This window comes from Kitasatospora sp. NPDC048239, assembly GCF_043202015.1.
Taxonomy (GTDB): Bacteria; Actinomycetota; Actinomycetes; order Streptomycetales; family Streptomycetaceae; genus Kitasatospora.
Genome location: NZ_JBICZP010000026.1, coordinates 45,448 through 64,836, shown reverse-complemented (window position 1 = coordinate 64,836; position 19,389 = coordinate 45,448). Strand labels below are relative to the sequence as shown.

At 72.2% G+C, this 19,389-nt stretch carries 20 protein-coding genes and 3 pseudogenes; 12 read left to right on the top strand and 11 right to left on the bottom strand.

Going from position 1 to position 19,389, the window contains the following annotated elements; genetic code table 11:
* Together ACGFZP_RS37670 and ACGFZP_RS37665 are read left to right on the top strand one after the other, a co-directional pair.
* A pseudogene (locus ACGFZP_RS37670) lies at positions 1-267 on the top strand (ATP-dependent helicase); the annotation flags it as partial.
* Positions 268-425: 158 nt separating this feature from the next.
* Positions 426-806: a CBS domain-containing protein gene (locus ACGFZP_RS37665; protein WP_392941466.1), complete on the top strand. Its 381-nt coding sequence runs from the start codon at positions 426-428 to the stop codon at positions 804-806.
* Between the two features lie 282 nt (positions 807-1,088).
* On the opposite strand, the gene ACGFZP_RS37660 is transcribed toward ACGFZP_RS37665, so the two are convergent.
* Positions 1,089-1,370 (bottom strand): MerR family transcriptional regulator, encoded by a 282-nt coding sequence (locus ACGFZP_RS37660; RefSeq protein WP_392941470.1) that lies wholly within the window; start codon positions 1,368-1,370, stop codon positions 1,089-1,091.
* Positions 1,371-2,553: 1,183 nt separating this feature from the next.
* Between ACGFZP_RS37660 and ACGFZP_RS37655 the strand changes: the two genes are divergently transcribed.
* Positions 2,554-2,778, top strand: a complete 225-nt coding sequence (locus ACGFZP_RS37655; RefSeq protein WP_392941464.1) for a hypothetical protein — start codon at positions 2,554-2,556, stop codon at positions 2,776-2,778.
* Positions 2,779-2,805: 27 nt separating this feature from the next.
* Here ACGFZP_RS37655 and ACGFZP_RS37650 read toward each other — a convergent pair whose 3' ends face one another.
* Together ACGFZP_RS37650 and ACGFZP_RS37645 are read right to left on the bottom strand one after the other, a co-directional pair.
* Positions 2,806-2,928, bottom strand: a complete 123-nt coding sequence (locus ACGFZP_RS37650) for a hypothetical protein (RefSeq protein ID WP_392941463.1) — start codon at positions 2,926-2,928, stop codon at positions 2,806-2,808.
* Positions 2,929-3,633: 705 nt separating this feature from the next.
* On the bottom strand, positions 3,634-4,254 hold the full coding sequence (locus ACGFZP_RS37645) for a hypothetical protein (protein WP_392941461.1): 621 nt from the start codon (positions 4,252-4,254) through the stop codon (positions 3,634-3,636).
* A 311-nt stretch (positions 4,255-4,565) separates the two neighbouring features.
* Here ACGFZP_RS37645 and ACGFZP_RS37640 point away from each other — a divergent pair, with 311 nt between their 5' ends.
* The 3 genes and pseudogenes from ACGFZP_RS37640 (at position 4,566) to ACGFZP_RS37630 (ending at position 7,365) form a co-directional block, all read left to right on the top strand.
* Positions 4,566-5,558, top strand: coding sequence for an asparaginase (locus ACGFZP_RS37640; protein ID WP_392941459.1), 993 nt, complete (start codon positions 4,566-4,568; stop codon positions 5,556-5,558).
* 299 nt (positions 5,559-5,857) lie between these two features.
* Positions 5,858-6,589: pseudogene (locus ACGFZP_RS37635) on the top strand (carboxylesterase family protein); the annotation flags it as partial.
* 128 nt (positions 6,590-6,717) lie between these two features.
* On the top strand, positions 6,718-7,365 hold the full coding sequence (locus ACGFZP_RS37630) for a hypothetical protein (RefSeq protein WP_392941468.1): 648 nt from the start codon (positions 6,718-6,720) through the stop codon (positions 7,363-7,365).
* Between the two features lie 38 nt (positions 7,366-7,403).
* On the opposite strand, the gene ACGFZP_RS37625 is transcribed toward ACGFZP_RS37630, so the two are convergent.
* On the bottom strand, positions 7,404-8,258 hold the full coding sequence (locus ACGFZP_RS37625; RefSeq protein WP_392941457.1) for a class I SAM-dependent methyltransferase: 855 nt from the start codon (positions 8,256-8,258) through the stop codon (positions 7,404-7,406).
* A gap of 244 nt (positions 8,259-8,502) precedes the next feature.
* On the opposite strand from ACGFZP_RS37625, the pseudogene ACGFZP_RS37620 reads away from it, so the two are divergent.
* Positions 8,503-8,637 (top strand): annotated as a pseudogene (locus ACGFZP_RS37620) (HNH endonuclease); the annotation flags it as partial.
* A gap of 73 nt (positions 8,638-8,710) precedes the next feature.
* Positions 8,711-9,505: a hypothetical protein gene (locus tag ACGFZP_RS37615; protein WP_392941455.1), complete on the top strand. Its 795-nt coding sequence runs from the start codon at positions 8,711-8,713 to the stop codon at positions 9,503-9,505.
* A 58-nt stretch (positions 9,506-9,563) separates the two neighbouring features.
* On the opposite strand, the gene ACGFZP_RS37610 is transcribed toward ACGFZP_RS37615, so the two are convergent.
* Positions 9,564-10,469, bottom strand: coding sequence for an arginase family protein (locus ACGFZP_RS37610; protein WP_392941453.1), 906 nt, complete (start codon positions 10,467-10,469; stop codon positions 9,564-9,566).
* Positions 10,470-10,814: 345 nt separating this feature from the next.
* Between ACGFZP_RS37610 and ACGFZP_RS37605 the strand changes: the two genes are divergently transcribed.
* Positions 10,815-12,137: a M64 family metallopeptidase gene (locus ACGFZP_RS37605; RefSeq protein WP_392941451.1), complete on the top strand. Its 1,323-nt coding sequence runs from the start codon at positions 10,815-10,817 to the stop codon at positions 12,135-12,137.
* A 127-nt stretch (positions 12,138-12,264) separates the two neighbouring features.
* On the opposite strand, the gene ACGFZP_RS37600 is transcribed toward ACGFZP_RS37605, so the two are convergent.
* The gene (locus tag ACGFZP_RS37600) at positions 12,265-12,492 is read right to left on the bottom strand and encodes an ATP-binding cassette domain-containing protein (protein WP_392941449.1); all 228 of its coding nucleotides are present in this window, start codon (positions 12,490-12,492) and stop codon (positions 12,265-12,267) included.
* 360 nt (positions 12,493-12,852) lie between these two features.
* Between ACGFZP_RS37600 and ACGFZP_RS37595 the strand changes: the two genes are divergently transcribed.
* Together ACGFZP_RS37595 and ACGFZP_RS37590 are read left to right on the top strand one after the other, a co-directional pair.
* Entirely contained in the window at positions 12,853-13,086 is a 234-nt protein-coding gene (locus tag ACGFZP_RS37595) for a hypothetical protein (RefSeq protein WP_392941447.1), read from the top strand.
* Between the two features lie 270 nt (positions 13,087-13,356).
* Complete coding sequence (locus ACGFZP_RS37590) at positions 13,357-14,022, top strand: DUF4097 family beta strand repeat-containing protein (protein ID WP_392941446.1); 666 nt, start codon at positions 13,357-13,359, stop codon at positions 14,020-14,022.
* A 63-nt stretch (positions 14,023-14,085) separates the two neighbouring features.
* Here the strand turns inward: ACGFZP_RS37590 and ACGFZP_RS37585 are convergent, their stop codons facing one another.
* The 4 genes from ACGFZP_RS37585 to ACGFZP_RS37570 form a co-directional block, all read right to left on the bottom strand.
* Positions 14,086-14,715 carry a LysE family translocator gene (locus tag ACGFZP_RS37585; RefSeq protein WP_392941444.1) on the bottom strand — a complete coding sequence of 210 codons (630 nt, stop codon included), beginning with the start codon at positions 14,713-14,715 and terminating at the stop codon, positions 14,086-14,088.
* Between the two features lie 247 nt (positions 14,716-14,962).
* Positions 14,963-15,508 (bottom strand): dihydrofolate reductase family protein, encoded by a 546-nt coding sequence (locus ACGFZP_RS37580; RefSeq protein ID WP_392941443.1) that lies wholly within the window; start codon positions 15,506-15,508, stop codon positions 14,963-14,965.
* A gap of 63 nt (positions 15,509-15,571) precedes the next feature.
* Positions 15,572-16,435: a haloalkane dehalogenase gene (locus tag ACGFZP_RS37575; RefSeq protein WP_392941441.1), complete on the bottom strand. Its 864-nt coding sequence runs from the start codon at positions 16,433-16,435 to the stop codon at positions 15,572-15,574.
* Positions 16,436-16,474: 39 nt separating this feature from the next.
* Positions 16,475-17,290 carry an NAD(P)H-binding protein gene (locus ACGFZP_RS37570; protein ID WP_392941440.1) on the bottom strand — a complete coding sequence of 272 codons (816 nt, stop codon included), beginning with the start codon at positions 17,288-17,290 and terminating at the stop codon, positions 16,475-16,477.
* A 106-nt stretch (positions 17,291-17,396) separates the two neighbouring features.
* On the opposite strand from ACGFZP_RS37570, the gene ACGFZP_RS37565 reads away from it, so the two are divergent.
* On the top strand, positions 17,397-17,975 hold the full coding sequence (locus ACGFZP_RS37565) for a TetR/AcrR family transcriptional regulator (protein ID WP_392941438.1): 579 nt from the start codon (positions 17,397-17,399) through the stop codon (positions 17,973-17,975).
* 749 nt (positions 17,976-18,724) lie between these two features.
* Here ACGFZP_RS37565 and ACGFZP_RS37560 read toward each other — a convergent pair.
* Positions 18,725-19,369 carry a class I SAM-dependent methyltransferase gene (locus ACGFZP_RS37560; protein ID WP_392941436.1) on the bottom strand — a complete coding sequence of 215 codons (645 nt, stop codon included), beginning with the start codon at positions 19,367-19,369 and terminating at the stop codon, positions 18,725-18,727.
* Between the last annotated feature and the right edge of the window lie 20 nt (positions 19,370-19,389).

The following is a 19,389-nucleotide window of genomic DNA, read 5'->3' as shown; positions in this document are numbered from 1 at the left end:
ATCACCCCCGTCACCACCCGGGTCAGCGCCGGCGACGAGGAACTGGCCCGCATCACCGGCGCCCGCACGCCCACCGGCGTGCCCGTGGTGATCGCGGCCCCCGTCGTCGAACGCCCCCGCCGCAGCGCGTCCACGAGCCGCGGCCGCGGCCGCCGCAGCCGCCCCGCCTACGCCGGCGGTGACACCGGCACGGCCGCCGTGGGCCGCTCCGGCCAGGGCTCCACCGGCCGCCGCCGGGCGCCCAGGCGCGTCGCCCTCGCCGCCTAGCGCGTACGTGGGGGCCCGGACTGCCGCCGCAGTCCGGGCCCCACCACCCACCAAGCGCAGAGCAGTCTCGGCCCGCTCCGGCGCACCCGCCGGCCGTTCCACCGCCAGTGCCCTGACTACCGCCGGCCCCGGCGGTGGATACGCGAAGGAGTCTGCCCATGACCATCACCCTCGAACGCCCCGCGACCACCGCCACGGTCGGCGACCTCATGAATCTCCCGGAGCTGCAGATCAGCGACGACGTCATGGTCGACATGGCGATGGACATCCTGCAGAGCTCCGGTGCCGACCACCTCCTGGTTCGCGACGACGACGGCCGCTGCGCGGGGTTGCTGACCCGCCTGCACCTGGCGCCGTTCCAGACCCGCTCCCGGTCCACCGAGCGCACCCCGGTGCGCGACATCGTCCTCGACCGGGCCCCGTTCGCCACCGCCGACATGCCCGCCGCCACTGCGGCCGCCGCCATGCGCGCCCGCGACCTGGCCGTGTGGCCGGTGGTGGACCACGACGGCCACGCCGTCGGCCTGCTCAGCTTCTAGGCCCGGCGCGTCGGCGCCGACGCCGGCCATCGCGGTATCAGCCCGCAGCGCGCTTCGCCCCTACCAGCGGATGCGCCGGGCCGGTGCGGCCTCACACGAACCCGAAATCCCCTGCGCGGAAGCGGTCTGCGTGGTCCGCGCCGTGAGGCAGGGTGTCGGGCGGCCGGGCCGGTGGAGAACGGTCGGCCGGCGGACCGGAACCGAGGGGTTCGTGTCCCGGGCGGCCTGCGGTGAGCACCTGCTGCTCACCGCGGGCCGGTTTCGTCGGGCTGGATGGCTGGGTCAGGTGTCGGCGGAGGGTTCCTGGCCGTGTTGGGAGCGGCGGAGCTGCTCGTTGATGCGCAGGGCTTCCTCGAGTTGGTCTTCGAGGATGATGATGCGGCAGGCGGCGTCGATGGCGGTACCCTGGTCGACGAGGTCGCGGGCGCGCATCGCGATCCGAAGCTGGTAACGGGAGTAGCGGCGGTGACCGCCCTCGGAGCGCAGGGGGGTGATGAGGCCCTGCTCGCCGAGCGAGCGCAGGAAGCCGGGGGTGGTGCCGGTCATCTCGGCGGCGCGGCCCATGGTGTAGGCGGGGTAGTCGTCATCGTCGAACGAGCTGACGGCGTCGGGGGTGTGGGGTCGGATGGTTGCCGTGGTCACTGCACCTCTTCTTGTTGTTGTGTCCGGGGACGCGCTGAGGGGCCCCGGGGCCGTTTCGGCTCCCGGGGCCCCGAAGGGTTTTACACCATCTGTCGGCCTGTGGCCGACTTCCTCATGTCCGCCTCGCCCCGGGGGAGGGGGCGTGCGGGGATCGCGTATGCGTGACCGGAAACCACCGTCCTTGCCTTGGGGTCTTCGGAATCCGCCCGGGTGATGACTCACGGGCCGGGCGATCCTGATGGCGCTCTGTCCCCTCCGTTCATCCTCTGTACTGGCCGATTACTGCGAACTGCGGGTAATTCCACTACCGGGTACTGCGACCTGCTCGGAACTGCGGTGCTGCTGGTACTGCGAACTGCGTGGTAGTGCCAACTACCCGGTGCTGCTGTGGCGGTCCTGGTGGTCCGCCGGCTCCGGCAGCCAGCCCCGTCGCCCGTCCTGCTCAACCGCTCGGCTTGGAACCCCACTGCCGGACTCCCAGCACGCGCGCCCGCAGTCTTGGGCGCCTTCACTGGGATACCGCGTACTGCGACTGCCGGTACTGCGCAACTCAACTTCACCTGCCGGTAATGCACTTACCGAACTGCGGTACCGCTCGGTGGTGGCCCCTGATACCTGCGGGCCGCCCGGCCCGGTCGCCAGTCCCGTCGCCGTCCTGCACCTGCTGTGGCTCCGGAACTCCGCTACCGCGCCGTCTTTTGCGTCACCTTCTTCACGCCCACCTGCCCGGCGCGTCTTTTGAACTGCGGTACTGCTGGGCGGCGGCCCCTGATACCTGCGGGCCGCCCGGCCCGGCCACCGGTCCTGTCGCCTTACTGCACCATCCCTGGCTTCAGGGCCCTGCAACCGTGCCGACCTGCGAACTTCTTTCCTGCTGCCCGCCAGTTCGTGTCTGGCGGGCACCGCTTGACCTCGTCTACGAGAGAAACACTAACCACGGTGTGCGGCAATGTCTACTCCGACGGGCATAGATTTTGCGGTGTCGGTCGGGGAGGTAGTCTTCGCCCCGCGCAGGGCAGGGCAGGGTGGCCGGTCGCCGCAGCCGCGCCAGGACGGAGGACGCCGCGTCCGGCGGCCACGACGACGAACGAACGGGAGGCGAGCGGTGGAAGGGCAGCAGGCCGCGCGGCAGGTGCGCACCCCCGACCCCGATACCCAGGTGTTGCTGGCGGCGGCCATCGCCGAAGCTGTCCGCGACCGCGACGAGCGGGTCCTGCGACGGCTTCTGGCCCGCTTCGCCGAGCAGGCTGCCCTCACCGACCTGCCCGCCCTGCGCGACGCCATCGACACCACCGGGCAGCACGGCGACCGCCCGCCGGGAACCCGTTAGGCCGAGCCGGCCCGCCGCGCTCCCGGATCAGAAGGCGCGGGCGGCGGCGTCGCAGGTCGGGCAGGCGTACCCGGCCCAGCGCGGCGGATACCAGCCCTGTCCGGGCCGCTGCGGGCTCCACCGGTCGACCACCATGGACGAGGTGTCCATTCCGCACGCGGTCAGCGCCCCGGGGCCGCCGGCGGCCTTCGGCTCCGATGGTGCGGCGTGTGCCCGCCGCACCGGACCGGCAGCGGGGTGCCGGCGGCCATCGCGAAGCTCGCGGCGAGGTGGCGCAGGTCGTGAAACGGCAATGCGCGGGGCGCCGGACCAGTCGCAGAGCACGTGGAAGCGGTCGAGGACGTGCTTGGGGTGCAGGGGGCGCCCGTGGCAGTGGAAGACGTACCCGCCAGCGGATGCGATCTGGCCGAACGCGCGTGAGCCCGTCCGTTCGTCGAGGGCGTCAACGACGCGGTCGGACAGGGCGACCCAGGCGGTGGCTGCCTTTGGTCTTGGGGGTGGTCGGTAGGAGCCGAGTGTTGTCGACGACTGAGAGGGTGTCGGAGTCGTTCACCGCTCTCCTGGAGATGATCGGCAGTCGCCGCTTCACCCGGGGTGCGAGCATCGACCGCAAAGCGCTCCGCGAGGTGCGGGTACCCGAGGACGGCGTCCCGCCGAGCGGTGCAGCAGGGGTCTTGGCGTAACCCCTGGCCATGGAGGAGTCGTCGCGCAACTCTCCGAGTGGGCATGCTTGTTGAGTGAGAGGTGCGCGATGGCCTTGTCCTCCGACCTACTCCGACGTATGGAGTCGCTGCGTACGGCGGACGGAGTCGAGTTGATCGGGACCCCGCTGCCCATCCTCCCCGCCGACACGAGTCAGCGGTCGTCGGCGCCGCGGTAGTGCGGTTCCCCCAGATCCCAGAGCCACGCCGGCGGCTCGGTCGCGGTGAAGGCCTGGGCCATCGCGTCCAACCAGGCGGTGAACGAAGGGAAGTCGGGCGTCGTGTCGGCCGGGTTCTCCCAGTCGCCGTTCTCGAGGTAGCGGATGCCCCGGTCCGCGTCCTGGTGGTAGTGGTAGACGGGGTACTCGCCGTCGGCGTCGGGCTGCGTGACGTCGAAGCACCACACCGCTTCGCCGCTCGCGTCGGCGAGAGCGAAGCCGACCAGATGGTTGGTGGACAGCCGGCGGCCGTCTCCGCGGTCCACGCCCTCCGGCATGTGCACGAGATCCGAGTTCAGGTCGACGATGTCATCGTTGCCGACGATGACGAACTCCGTGCTGCCATGGCCGTTCTCGCGCCGGCAAGCGAAGGTGTCGTGCGCCGCGAGGAAGGCCCGGTAGGCGGGGGGCGCCGTCCAGGTGACGGCCCCGAAGTGCGGCTTCAGTCCCGTCTCGCGGTCCCGGACGGCATCAACCGTGGCGGGCCCCGACGCCGTGATCGTGACGGTCCCGGCCGCGGCGGCGCGGCGGAGCCGCGCCAGGGTCTGGTGTGTCAACGCGATGGTCCTCTGCTCTTATGGCACCGGGCCTCAATGCTCCAGTACTGGGACATCCTGCTCCGCATCCTCGCAGACGGCGAGGTGTCCGTACCGCCGAAAGCCGCTCTGGCTGTCGCCGGAGGACGGATGCGGACGGAGGAGGAGATGGACTTGCGGTGGGACTCGGATGCCTTCCGTCGAGATGGGCCTGGAGGGCCTGGACGCCGCAGGCCGCTCGCCGCCGACCGCACGACCTGAACCGATAGATTGCCCGAAGGCCACCCGGCCGCACCGTTTGCGGAACGGCCGGAGACAGGGAGAGAACGACGTTGCACGCGAGGACAGTTGCGATCTTCTCCCTCGGCGGGACCATCGCGATGACCACCGATCCGGCGACCGGCGGAGTCGTACCGGCCCTGTCCGCCCGGGAACTCCTCGACGCCGTCCCCGTCTTGCAGAGCCTGGACATCGACCTGGAGGTCCACGACTTCCGGCGCCTGCCCGGAGCCTCCCTCGGCTTCGACGACCTCACCGCACTGTCGGACGCCATCGCCGGCGCCTTCGAGGCCGGCTGCGACGGAGCTGTGGTCACCCAGGGCACCGACACGATCGAGGAGACGGCCTACCTCCTCGACCTCCTGCACGCGGGCGATCAGCCGATCGTCGTTACCGGAGCCATGCGCAACCCCACCCAGCCCGGTGCGGACGGCCCGGCGAACATCCACGCCGCCGTCATCGCCGCCGCAGCCCCCGAGCTGCACGGCGCCGGCACCGTGGTCGTCCTCGGCGACGAGATCCACGCGGCCCGCACCGTCCGCAAGTCCCACAGCACCAGCCCCGCCGCGTTCGCCTCCCCGGCCACCGGGCCCCTGGGGCGCCTCTACGAAGGGCGGGTCCACCTGCACGCTCCGCTCGCCGCCCGCACCACGTTCCCCGGACGGCTGAGCGGTCCGGCGCCGCGGGTCGGTCTGTACACCGCGACGCTCGGCGACGACGGCACCCTGCTCGCCGCCATGGCCGAGGCCTGCGAGGGACTCGTCGTCGCCGCGTTCGGCGTCGGCCACGTCCCCCGAAGCTTTGTGGCCACCCTGGAAGCGACCGCCTCCCGGATCCCCGTCATCCTCACCAGCCGCATCGGCAACGGGCCGGTCCTGGAAGCCACTTACGGTTTCCCCGGTTCGGAGAAGGACCTGCTCGGGCGCGGGCTCATCCGGGGCGGCCACCTCGACGCCTACAAGGCCCGGCTCCTCCTGCACGTCCTCCTCGCCCAAGGGCGCAGGAGGGGTGAGATCGCGGCGGCCTTCAAAACCGTGGCGCTCTGAGCCCGGGATCCGCAACTGCCCTCGACCCAGTGCGGACGTGCTCCACCAGGGGAAGTCCGCCCCGGCCGACAACCTGGCCACCTCCTGCGGCACCAGCGGAGCCTACGGGCCCCGCGATGGAGTGCGATGCCCCTGCCGCCGGCCCCGTTCTTCCTTCTTCAGGATCTTGTCCATCGAAGTGGCAGCCTGCACCGAGCCGGTGACGGTGAAGGCGATGCCACCCCCGGCTGCCACGCCCGCCCCGGCAGGCGTCGGCGAGCTGAGATGCCCAACTGCCGCCCGGACATGGGCCGGGCGTACGGGACCCTTCCTCCGGATCCCGTCACTTCGACCCCTCGCTCTACGCGCCGGTCCTCGACGGTGACGTCCTGCCCACCGATCCGCTCACGGGGATGAGCACCGGCGCGGCCCGGGACGTGGACCTGCTGGTCTGTCACACCACGGAGGAGTACTGGTTGCCCGATGCCGTCGGCAGCAGCGCAAAGGTCACCACCGATGAACAGCTGGCCCTCTTCGCCAAGGACTTCGGCCTCCCCGACGCTCTGGTGGCCGGCTATCGAGCCGCGATGCCCCGTGCTCCGGTGCTCGACGTCTACCTCGCCATCTTCGGTGATCTGCTGTTCGGGGAGTACAGCAAGCGACTTGCCGAGGTCCATGGTCAAGCCGGAGGCCGGGCCTACCTGTCGCGTTTCGATCGTCGGCGCGGGGGAGGGGAGGGAAATGCGGAAGGGGAAGGCGTCGTGCGGGCCTGGCACTGTGCGGACATCCCCTTCGCCTTCGGCAACCTCGACGACGACCGACTCGCATTCCTCATCGGAGGCGCACCCACCTCCGCGGACCGAGGACTGGCACGCCGAATGGTGCGTGCATGGGCCGACTTCGCCGGTACTGGTGACCCGGGCTGGCCAGTGGTCGACAACTCCGGCGTCCACACGAAAGCGTGGGCTACCGACGCCCACCAAGCCCCTGACCGGCCCGCCGCTCCGCGTGCCCTCTGGGCCGAGGTCGGCTTTCCACTCCGGCATGCGTGAGCGAGGGGCGTCGACGAAAGCGGGTCGCTCAGCAGGGCCGTGCTGTGCCATGATCCACATTCGTGAAGACGTTGAACCAGTCCACGGTCCGGGCTGCCGCCCGCAACAACGCCGAGTGGTGTGCGGCGATGAGCCGATCACACGGTGTGGCGAGCCGGTTCGGGGAGCAGGCATGGGCCGCCCCGGCCCGCACCCCGCTGTACTACCCGGACGCGGTGACGCTGGTGCCCGGCGCCGATCCGGCCGCGCTGGTCGCCCGGATCGACACCGCCGCGCCCGGTGCCTCGGTCAAGGACAGTTTCGCCGACCTTGACCTGACGGGGGCCGGCTTTGACGTCCTGTTCGAGGCGCAGTGGATCCACCGTCCGGCGAACGCGCCCGTCGTCCCCTCGGATCTTGCCTGGGACGTGGCACGTGATACGGACACGCTGAGCGCCTGGGCCATGGCCTGGGACAACGAGGACGGCAGCGCACTGTTCCGGCCCGAACTGCTCGACGACCCAGCCACGTTCGTGCTCGTCGGCCGCTCCGCCGACGGCCGGATGGTCGCCGGAGCAGTGGCGAGCCGCAGCGACCAGGTGGTCGGAATCTCCAACGTCTTCGCACTCGACGACCCTGACACAGCCTGGCTGGGCGTGGTGGATGCGGTGCACCGGCTGTTTCCCGCCCTGCCGGTGGTCGGCTACGAGCACGGTGACGACCTGGCGGCCGCCGTGCGCCACGGCTTCGAGCCGGTCGGTCCGCTGCGGATCTGGATCCACGGGGGGCAGGACTGAGTCAGCCGCGTTGGTCCTGCGCCGCCGAACACGGTCGACTACCGGGCCGGGGCCGTCTGGTGGGCGGGAACGCTCGCGCGGGCGAGGACGGACAGCTCGAACGGGCGGAGCGCGTCGGTCCGTTCCCACTCCGCGGGAGCGACCGTTTCGCGTTGGCCGACGTACTCGATCGGCTGAAGCCGGTGCTCGCGTAGCAGGGCGTCCATCTGCTCGATGCCGAGGAACGTCTGCCAGAGCTCGCCCTGCTCGGCCGCCGCAGCCATGACCAGTTCCGCATACGACTGCCCTGCCTCGTCCCGGAGTTCGGCCGGGAGGAGGTGCTCCACGATGAGCTCCGTGCCGGGCGCGAAGCCGCTGACGACGGCCAGGGTCTGACTGATCGCCTCGGGGGTCAGGTACATCGTGACCCCGAGCCAGCTGACCAGTGCGGGTCGGCCCCGGTCGAAGCCGGCCCGTACGAGGTGATCGGTGAGCGACCGGGCGGACTCCTTCTCGAAGTCGACCGGGACGAAGACGGCGGACGGTGGCACCGTCGCCCCCGTCTCGACCAGCAGTGTCCGCTTCCAGTGCTGGGTCACGGGTTTGTCCACCTCGAACACCCTTACGCAGCCCGCCAGTTCCGACCGGTAGGCGAAGGAGTCCAGCCCCGCGCCGAGGATCACGTACTGGTCGACGCCCTGTGCGGCCAGCTCGGCCAGGCGGTCCTCGGTGTAGCGGCTGCGAGTAACGGCCGCCGTCCGCGCGCCGGACAGAACCGGGTGCCCACCGTACGCCCGGTGGTATCCGAGGAGTTCGTCGGCGCACTCCCCGAGGAGGGTCTGGGCCAGGGTGTCGGCGAAGATCGAGGGAGCCTCGTCGACGATGAGGTGGGCCGCGCGTGCTGCGGCCGACATGAGCGCTGTCCGGCTGGGTTGTGCTTTGTTCGTCATGTCGTCGAACGCTAGTGTAATGATTTGACATCATATCACAAAAATAAAGATTTCGGAATAGTTCTCGAGTTCTGATTAGGTAACGAATCCGATTCTCGCGATCCCTGGAATAACTTGCGGTCGGCCCGGGAAGCGAAACCCCGCCTGCTCCATCCCTTGTGGGAATGCCTCACGGCCAGGCGAGGCTCCGGGCGAGCGTCGCCCTCTCGGGCCGGGCGAGGTCGACAACGGTCTGTGCCTGTGAGCCTTGCACCACAAGCTATTCGACAAGGGCGTCCTGGGCCCGGGGGAGGGGTGCCGCATACTCGCCTCCCAGCGCTTCGTCGGGCGTAGCGAGGCCAGCGGGCGGGGACTCCGCCGGTTGTAAGCGGCCCTCCCGCGATTCCGGTCTCGTCGACGGAGCAGGATGCCGTGCCGTGAGTGGGCGAACCGGAAGTGACGAGGCGTACGTTCTCGACCTCTGCGACGAGTATCTGGGGGAGGCCGCGCGGCGGCAGCACCGCTTCGACTGGCTGCGCGGAGATCCCGGCGCCGACGGGCGCCGCGCCAAGCTGCCCGTCGACGGCTACTGGCCGCGGCGAAAGCTCGTGGTGGAGTACCGAGAGCGCCAGCACGACGAGGCCGTCCCGTTCTTCGACAAACCGGAGCGGACGACCGTCAGCGGCGTTCATCGCGGTGAGCAGCGGGCCCTCTACGACGCCCGCCGAGACACCGAGATCCCCCTGCACAGACTGCGCCTCGCGGTCATCCGCCCGGGCGACCTCGGCGCCGACGCAAGGGGCCGACTCCACCGCCGGGACCGGCGGGCGGACCTGGCGGCGATCGCCGCCGTCCTGGCCCCGGTGCTCCAGGCCTGGCCCGGCGACGAGGACCGGGTGGTGGACGCGTTCCGCAGCTGGCTCACCGAGGCCGGCTGGGTCGTCGTGCCGCCCACCGATCCGTACACCGACCTCGAGGCGGTACGGGACGGCGAACGCATCATCGCCGAAGCGAAGGGTCGTACGAGCGAGCCCGGCATCGACGCCGACATCGCCTACGGACAGCTGCTGCGCCGGATGGCCGGGCCGGGGGCGGGCGTGCGGTACGCGCTCGTCGTCCCGACGTCGGGCCTGCGGCACGCCCTGCGCGTGCCCGAGCACGTCCGCGCGCGGCTGGGCATCGCCGTGTACGAGGTGACGGCCAACGGAACGGTCACCGAGCACGGGGGGTGACAGGGCCTCGTCGGCGGTGCCCATTGCCCGTCCGCCGTGCGGGAGGGGGTGGCCGGGTTCAGGTGCCTCGGGTGAGGCGGGCCGTGAGGGTCTGGGCCAGGCATCGGGTGAGGCGGGTGGTGATGGTTCCGGCGGGGTCGAGGCGGGGGTTGAAGATCGTGACGTCGAGGCCGGCGGCGCGGTCGTCGGTGAGGGCGGTTCGTAGGACGGTTTCCAGCTCCGGCCAGGTGAGGCCGCCGGGGAGGCGGTAGTCGACGGCCGGCATGACCGCGTCGTCCAGGACGTCGACGTCGAGGTGGACCCAGAATCCGGTGCTGCCGCCGGCCGTGAGGTGGTCGACCGCCCGGCGGGCGGCGGTGGCGGCGCCGGCGGCGCGGACGGCGTCGAGGTCGATGGTGTGCATGCGGGGCGGCAGTGGCTGCATGCCGGCCTCGACGGCCTCGGCGGTGTCGCGGTAGCCGAAGGCGACGACGTCCTCGTCGCGTACCAGGGGGCCGCGGCCTTCGAGGTCGGTGAGCGGGCGGGGGCCGCGGCCCGTGGCCAGGGCGAGGTCCATCGAGGCCGCCTCGCCGACCGGTTCCGCGGACGGCTGGTAGAAGTCGGTGTGGCCGTCGAGGAAGAGCAGTCCGTAGCGCCCGCGCCGGCGCAGGGCGAGGAGGTTGCCGAGCAGGATGCTGCAGTCGCCGCCGAGGACGACGGGGAAGCGGCCGCGGTCGAGGACGGCCCCGACGGCGTCGGCCAGGGCGGTGGAGTACCGCGCGATGCCAGCCGGGTTGAGGATCCCGGTGGCCTCGTCCCGGGCGGGGTCGTAGGGCGGCGGTTCGACGCGGCCCGCCCGTACCGCCCCCAGACCGTCGAGCAGGTCGAGCAGACCGGCGTCGAGCAGGGCCGCCGGGAGGTCCTGGACGCCGGAGGGCCGTAGCCCGAGCACGGACGGCGCCTCGATGATCGAGAGTTCCTGCACGTCACAGTCCTTTCGTCGGCGGCGCGGCGCGGCGCGGGGCAGGGCGGGGGCGGGGCGGGCGCGTGGCCCGCAGAGCGGACACTATGCCGAGCCGGCCCGGCGGCGGACGGGCCGGGGCGCGTCCCCGTGAACATCACCCGACTGCGGAATCCGCCTCGTGCCGCCCGGCCCGGCCGCCCCCTCCGGCGGGCCGGGGTGAACCGCCGGCCGGGGAGCGGCCGTATCCACCGGTGAGGTGGCGAGCGGATGGTGTCGCACGGTCAGTTCCGTTCCGGGGTTCCCGTGTTGGCCGTGGACCCGCCCGTCACCGCTTTTCGCCCGCCCGTCGATCTCGGAGAAACCCCCTTGCGCAACAGCAGGTTCACCTCGGTCCTCCTGGCCGGTGCCACGACGCTCGCGGCCCTCGCCGTCGGCGTCGGTCCGGCCGCCGCCGACGCTCCGTCCGACCCGGCCGCCGTCACCGCCTCCCCGGCGGACCAGGACGTCGAGGTCTTCGCCGAGGACGGCGCCATCAGCCGGGCCAAGGTCCCTGCGGCGTCCCCCTTCGTCGCCGAGCCGTCCATGGGCGTGACCGCCGCCGGGGACGGTGCCGTCACGAAGATCGTCAACAACGGGAGCACGGACAGCAAGTTGGACGTGGTCATGATCGGCGACGGCTACACGGCCTCGGAGCAGGAGAAGTTCCGCAAGGACGCCGCCGCGAAGTGGAAGGACATCAGCGCCGTCCAGCCCTACGCCACCTACCGCAAGCTGTTCAACGTGTGGGCCGTGAACGCCGTCTCCGCCCAGTCGGGCGTCTCGGGGGACCCGAAGCAGAGCACCGTCCGCAAGACCGCCCTCGGCTCGCGCTTCTGGTGCAACTCCATCGAGCGGCTGCTCTGCGTGGACATCAAGGCCGTCGACACCTATGCCGCCAAGGCGCCGCAGGCCGACCTGGTGATCGTCGTCGCCAACACCGCCAAGTACGGGGGCGCCGGCTACGGGAGCACGCAGTCGCCGCTCGGCTACGAGGGGATCGCCACCGTGGCGGGCGGCAACGGCGCGTCCGGCCAGATAGCGGTGCACGAGACCGGCCACTCGCTGGGCAAGCTCGCGGACGAGTACGTCGCCGAGGGCCAGGAGCCCTACAAGGGCGCGGAGCCCCCGCAGCCCAACATCACCACCCTGAGCGCCGACCGGATGCGCCAGGACAAGGTCAAGTGGTACCGCTGGCTCGGGAAGGCCTCGCCCGACGGCGGCACCGTCGGCGCCTACCAGGGCGCCGGCAACTACCCGTCCGGTCTCAACCGGCCGACCGACAACTCCGTGATGCGCTCGCTGGGCCGCGAGTTCAACCTCCCCGGCCGCGAGGCGATGATCGCCGGCTTCTACCGGCGGGCCTCCACCCTCTCCAGCGCCACGCCCGTCACCACCAGGCTGACCGCGACCGACCACCTCACCGTCGACCTCCCGGTGTCCGGCACCAAGCTGCGCTGGTACCTCGACGGCAAGGAGGTGACGGCCCTGCGCGACCACAAGGCGATCGCCGTCTCCGACCTCGGCCCGACCGGCCCGAAGCCCGCGGTCCACGAGCTCAAGGCCGTGGCGAACGACCCCACGTCGGCCGTCATCGACCCGGCCCTGACCCCGGCGCTGACCCGCAGCCTGGTCTGGAGCGTCACCCGCTGACCGCCGGGTCCCTCCGGTCGGTCTTGGCGGATCAGCGCGCGGCGGCGGGATGCCCGGCGTCGTGCGCCCGGCAAGATCGGCCGGACAGGGCCTGGGCCCGGCCCGGCCCGGGTGCGGGCAAGGGTGGTCACCCGGAGAGCTTGCAGGCGTCCGGCAGCAGGGCGGCCGGCAGGACGGCGGCCGTGAGGGCGATGGCCGCGTAGCAGAGCGCCAGGCCGAGGATCATCAGCAGGGCGTTGCCTTCGCCCTGGTCGGTCGGCTCCAGGCCGGCGGCCGACCGCAGCAGGGTCGACTTGCCGGACCCGGCGGGGCCCATGACGGCGGTGAAGGTGCCGAAGGGGAAGCCGACGCGCACTTCGCCAGGCCGATGACCGGCTCGGGACCGCGCCGGTAGGTCCGGCTGACCGATCGAGTTCGACGGCGAGGTTCGTGGCGTCCATGGTCTCAGCCCACCAGCCGAGGCGGGTACGGCTCAATGACCCGGGGTTCAGCCCCCCCCGGGGGCGTGGCCTGCTGGACCCCCGGGTGCCGGGACGGTCGGCCGCGGCCCGGGGCCCCGGCCGGGGGGTTCGTCAACCGGGGGGTTAACGACCGTTGCGCGCTCGGCCGTTGTTCCGGTGATCACGGTGGCGGAATGCTTGATCCGTCCCCGGAGCACGCAGAAGAGGAGCACCACCGAGATGCCAGTTCCCGGAGCCGGGGGGTGCCGACCGCGGTGAACAACCTCGCTTCCACCATGGCGCTGATCGTCGCGGACCCGCTCGCCTCCTGTCGCTTCTTCACCACGCACCTCGGATACCGGGAGGCGCTGACAGTCGAGGAGTTCGCGGGTCTCACCCGCGAGGTCCCGCCGCACTGTGAGCCGCGGGGTGTGCAGCGGTTGGAGCTCACCGACCCCAACGGCGTCGTGATCCAGCTCGCGGAGTGGGCTCCCCCCGCCGGGGCCTGACGTTCCGGCACGCCTCAGCAGGCCTCAGCAGGCCTCCGCACGCCTCCGCACGCCTCCGCACGCCTCCCCGGCGCCTCCCGCGTAGCGTTCAGCTCCACTGCAATGCAATGACTTGAGGCATTAGCGTTGCGTTGAAGTGCAGCCTATTGCAACGATAATTGCGCTTTGAGCTGCGCTGATGCAGATTTTTCGCAACGATGATGTTGCCATGAACCGTGAAGGCAACGTAGCGTTTGCGATGTCAGAAACAACGAGCCGAAGGACAGAACAATGCAGAAGTTCGACACCACCGCCCCGATCGCCGCCGTCCTCGACATCCCCGCCGGGCGCATCCGGTTCATCGCCGCCGACCGTGCCGACACCGTGGTCGAGGTGCTGCCGGCGGATGCCGCCAAGGGCCGCGACGTGAAGGCGGCCGAGCAGACCGCGGTCGAGTACCGCGACGGCGTCCTGCGGATCGAGGCCCCGGCGAAGAACCAGGTCCTCGGCGCCTCCGGCTCCGTCGAGGTGACGGTCCAGCTGCCCGCCGGCTCCCGGATCGAGGCGAAGGCGGCCAGCGCCGAACTCCGGGGCGACGGGCGGCTCGGCGACGTCTCCCTGGAGCTCTCGCACGGGTCGGTCACGCTCGACGAGGCCGCGAGCGCCCGCGTCACCCTCCTCGCCGGCGACGTCTCGGTCGGCCGCCTCGGCGGCCCCGCGGAGATCGGCACCCGGAAGGGCGACATCAGGATCACCGAGGCCGTCCGCGGCACCGTCACGCTGCGCACCGACTCCGGCGAGATCGCCGTCGGCGCCGCCCAGGGCGCCTCCGCCTCCCTGGACGCCAGCACCGCCCACGGCCGGATCCACAACGCGCTCCGGAACACCGGCGGCGCCCCGGACCTGGCCATCCACGCGACCACCTCCTACGGCGACATCACCGCCCGCAGCCTCTGAACGGCCGCCCCTTGCCGACCGGGGCGCCCTGGGCGCCACCGGCCGGGCGGGCCCGGACCGAACCTAGTCCGAGGCGGTGACCAGCCGGACGGCCAGGGCGCCGAAGACCGCGCCGCTGAAGACGTCGAGGCCGCGGGCGACCCGGCGGCTGTTGCGCAGCAGCGCCGCCAGCCTGCCGGACAGCACGCCGACCGTGGCGTCGACGGCCAGGCCGACGACCACCAGGGTGAGGCCGAGGACCAGGAGCTGGCCCGTCACGTTGCCCCGGTCGGGGTTCACGAACTGCGGCAGGAACGCGATGTTGAACATGATCACCTTGGGGTTGAGCAGGTTGGTGACGGCACCCTTGACGAACGCGCGCAGCCGGCCGGCCGGCGCCGGTCCGTCGTCACCCCCGACCAGCGAGGACCGGTCGCGGAGCGCCTGGACGGCGAGGTAGACCAGGTAGGTCGCACCCGCCCAGCGCAGCACCTCGTACAGCACCGGCAGGTGGGCGAACAGGGACGACAGCCCCAGCATCGCGGCCAGGGCGTGCACCATCGCCCCGAAGGCCACCCCCAGGGCGGCCATCACCCCGGCGGCCGGGCCGCCGCGGCCGCCCATGGCCACCACGAACATCATGTCCGGCCCCGGGGTGACGCACAGGGCGAGAGCGGCGATCACGAAGGTCAGGTACAGCGGTGTGTCGATCATGAGCGGCATCCTTTTCTCCCCGTGGTCGACGGGCAACCGGATTTCCCGGGACGGGGTCGCCCCCCGTCCGCACGCCTGCTTTCGTCCACCCGTGACAGCCGCCATGTGCCGGCTGACGCGCGGTGAGGCGGAGAGCGCGCCGATCCGGGCCTTCGCGCAGGTCGTGGGTGAGTCCGGGGTGCTCTGACGGCCCGGCGGCTACCGGAGGCGGCCCGCCGCACGCGTACGGCGGGCCGACCCCGTACGGTCAGGCGGGCTGGTAGGTCAGGTCCAGCACGCCGGTGGAGAAGGTGGCCGAGCCGGTGAGCTTCAGCGGCACCCGGGGGGAGCCCTCGGGGAACAGCCGCAGGCCGGTGCCCAGCACGACCGGGTGGACGAGCAGCCGCAGCTCGTCGACGAGGCCCGCCTCCAGCAGGGTGCGGGTCAGGCCGATGCTGCCGGTCAGGTTGATGGTCCCGCCCGGCTGCTGCTTGAGCTCCTTGAGCGCGGTGACGACATCACCCTCGATGACGGCCGAGTTGTTCCAGTCGACGGCGGTCAGGGTGGTGGAGGCGACCAGCTTGCGGATGCCGTTGATGGCGTCGGCCAGCTCGCCGCTCCGGTGCGGCCAGACGGCGGCGAACGCCTCGTAGGTCGTCCGGCCGAGCAGCAGGGTGTCCGCCGCGCTGTACATCTGGTCGATCGCGGCGCCCATCTCGTCGTTCAGGTACGGGAAGTGCCAGGTCTCCGGCGCCTCCACGACGCCGTCCAGCGAGATGAACAGGCCGGTCACGATCCTGCGTTGTGCGGTCATGCGAATCCTCCAAGTCGGGGGTGGTGCTTTCCGGTCCCGCCGAACACCGTCGGGTGAGGGGGCTCAGCGGAGCTTGTGGCGGTCGGCCCAGCCGGCTACGGCGGCGGCGATCGCGAGGGGCTGGTCCTCCGGCGTGTGGTGTCCGGCCGGGGCGTCGCTGCGCTCGATCTCCAGGCCGGCGATGTTCTCCGCGCACCAGTCGACGATCTCCGGGCCCATCATGGCGCCGGGGCCGGGCGCGAAGGCGAGCAGCAGTTTGGGGACGTCCGGGCTGGTCGCCAACCAGCGGTCGTAGGCCTGGATCCTGGCCACCACGTCGGCGGGTTCGCCGTCGAGCGGCATCGACCGCGGCCACTGCAGCAGCGGCCGGCGGCTCTCCCGGGTGGGGTAGGGGCTGCGGTAGACGTCCAGGTCCGCGGGGGAGAGGGGGGTGGCGACCGAGCCGGGCAGCGCCTGCTCGATGAAGGCGTTGTCGTCGAGGATCATGGCCTCGCCCACCCCCGGCGTCCTGATCGACCGGAACAGCTCTCGGCCGCCCTCGGGGAACTCCGCCCAGGCCATCGGCTTGACGATGGTCTCGGTGAACACGAGGCCGCGCACCCGTCCGGGGTGCCGGGCGGCCCAGTCGAAGGCCAGGGCGCCACCCCAGTCGTGGCCGACCAGCACCACGTCCTCCAGGCCGAGCGCGTCGAACCAGGCGTCCAGGTAACGGGCGTGGTCGGCGAAGGTGTAGGCGAGGTCGGGCTTGCCCGACCCGCCCATCCCGATCAGGTCCGGGGCCAGCAGCCGCCCCGGTGCGCCGACGGCCGGGAGGACGTCCCTCCACAGGTGGGAGGAGGTGGGGTTGCCGTGCAGGAAGACCATCGGCGCACCGGCGCCGACCTCCCGGTGGAACATGACGGAGTCGAGTACGGGCTGGACGGGCACGACGGCCTTCCTCTCAAGTGTGCTGACGGAGTGGGGGGTTCACCGGAACGCGGGGGCGGTGCGGGCGGCCCAGCGGGCGAAGCTCCGCGGTGCCCGGCCGAGGACGTGCTCGACGTCGGGGCTGACCGCCTGCTCGGCGGGCAGCGGCTCGCCGAGGATGGCGAGGGTGCCCTCCACCACCGGCTCGGGCATGAAGGACAGCATCTGCGCGCGGGCCTCGGCGCGGGTCTGCTCGACGAACCGCACCGGGGCGCCCAGCGCCGCGCCGATCGCCTCGGCCCGCTCGCGTGGCGTGACCGGCGCCGGTCCGGTGAGCTCGTACGTCCGGCCCGCGTGGCCGTCCTCGCGCAGGACCGCGGCCGCGACCGCGGCGACGTCCGCCGGGTCGACGGTGGGCAGCCCGACCTCGCCGAACGGCGCGGCGGCCGTCCGCTGCGCCCGGATCGACTCGGCCCAGGCGAAGGCGTTCGAGTTCAGACCGCCGGAGCGCAGGATGGTCCAGTCGAGACCCGAGCGGCGCACCGCGTCCTCGAACGCCGCGGGGTGGCCGTAGACCTCCGGCCGCGTCCCGGCCCCCTGCGAGGAGAGCAGGACCACCCGCCGCACCCCGCTCGCCGCGGCGAGGTCGAGGACGCCCGCCGGGTCGTCGCCGGCGACGAGCAGGAACAGCGCGTCGGCCCCGTCGAGGGCGGCGCCCAGGCTCTTCGGGTCGGCGAGGTCCGCCGCGAAGTGCCGTACGCCGTCGGGAAGTCGGCCGGACCGGCGGGACACGGCGGTCACCTGCTCGCCGGCTCCGAGGAGGAGCCGCACGAGCTCCTGGCCGACGTTCCCGGTCGCACCCGTCACAACAATCACAAGAACCCCCATGGGTAAGGCAGTCGGTGGGTCAGCCGAGTGAGTTAGTTGGCTGACTCACTCGGAACAGTAGCCGACGCCGCGTCAGGCGTCTACAGTCAGTCAGGTGACTGACTCAAGGAGTTCCCGGCGATCGCCGGGCAAGCGGGAGCGGCTGGCGGCCGCCGCGGCGCAGGTGCTGCACGAGAAGGGCGTCGAACAGACCACGCTGGCCGACATCGCCCGGGCGGCGGACGTCCCGGTCGGCAACGTCTACTACTACTTCAAGACCAAGAACGAGCTGGTCGAGGCGGCGATCGCCGCGCACGGGCAAGGCCTCCAGGCGATGATCGAAGCGCTCGACGCGCTCCCCGCCCCCCAGGACAGGCTGAAGGCGCTCCTGGCGGGCTGGGTCGGGCAGCGCGAGCTCACCGCCCGGTACGGCTGCCCCACCGGCAGCCTCGCCTCGGAGCTCGACAAGCGGGCCGACGGCCTCGACGAGTCCATCGCCAAGGTCATGCGGCAGCTCATCGACTGGGCGGAGTGCCAGTTCGAGGCGATGGGCCGCGAGGACTCCCGCGAACTCGCGGTCGCGCTGGTGGCCGCGTACCAGGGGATCTCGCTGCTCACCAACACCCTTCGCGAGCCCGAGCTGATGGCCGTCGAGGGGCGCCGACTGGAGCGCTGGATCGACTCGCTGGCCTGACGCGGCCCCGGGTGCCCTCGTTGGGCCGCAGGCCGGAGCGGGTCACCGCGGCCGCGGCCGCGCGTCCGGCGGGGGCCGCGGCCTACGCCCGGTGGCCCGTGCCCGGCGGCCGGCGGCCGGGGGTCGATGGTGCGGCGGGGGCGCCGTCGGGGGGCGGGTGTGCACGGTGGAGGGGCTTTCCCATGGGCTTCGGCCGTTTCCTTCGCTCGGGGTGTCCGGGGGGTCCGTGGTGCCGCTGGATCGGCGTGGCCGACCGTTTCCCGGCGCGGATCCCGGGCCGGGAGCGGCGCGGGTTTCGGCATGGGGCGGTCCGGTGCTGCGGGGGCGAATTCGCCCCCGGCCGGGCCGTATTCCTCCCGGGAAGGGAAAACTATGTCGCGCGCCGTGCAGGGTCAATCGAAATGATGCCGCATTTCGGTGTCAAACCGGCCATATCCCGCCGGATTGTTGCAATGGAAATGCCGATGAATGCAACCCGGGTCGGCGGGTCCTTGCAATGGCCTGCAGGTGAACGCACTGACCCGCCGTCAGCCCGGCTGTCGTGCCTCCGGAACGGCCGGACGCCTGGGGTGGCGGCGGGCGGCGGGGGCCGATCCGCCGGGGCGGCGCCGAACTCCGCCGTTCACCGGAATTCCGGTGGCGGCAATTCCGACCGCCCGCCTGGGTGCCCGCACGGTGCGGCGGGGCTATTGCCGAATGGGTGAACGTGGAAATCGCCGCGGAAAGGGCCCGACGGGAAAGCAGAGGCGTCAGCGGTCCGCCGGTCCGCCGGGCACCTCGGCCCGGACCAGCACCACCGTGCGGGTACCGAGTCGGAGCAGCCGCGCGGCCGCGGCGGTGAGCCCCGCCGCCTCGGCCAGCCGGACCGCGCCCTCGGCGTCCTCGGGCAGCACGAGGTCGGAGGCGACCAGTTCGGCGAACACCCCGCCCGGCCGGAAGCCCGAGGCGACCGGCAGGCTGAAGCCGACCCGGCCGCCCGGCCGCACCGCACGCAGCCAGTCGGCCGGCGCGGCGCTCCCCAGGAAGTGCAGCGAAGACGCGCAGAGGGCCAGGTCGAGACCGCCGTCGTGGACCGGCAGCGGCACCGCCGGGCCGACCCGCCAGTCGATCGCCCCGGCCAGGCCGGCCCGTTCCATCCGGGCCCGTCCCGCCGCCACCATCCCGGCCGAGAGGTCGACCGCCAGCACCGGTACCCCGCGGCCCGCGGCCTTCCGCCGACGGGCCACGGCCAGCGCCACCGCCCCGGTGCCGCAGGCGACATCCGCCACCCGCTCGCCCTCCTCCGGCGCCAGCCAGTCGGTCAGCTCCGCCGCGATCGCGTCGTGGTGCGCGTCGTCGTAGTCGCCCGACAGTTCGTCGAACGCCCGCGCCATCTGTTCCGCCGTACTCGTCATGACCGGCAGCGTAGGGCGTG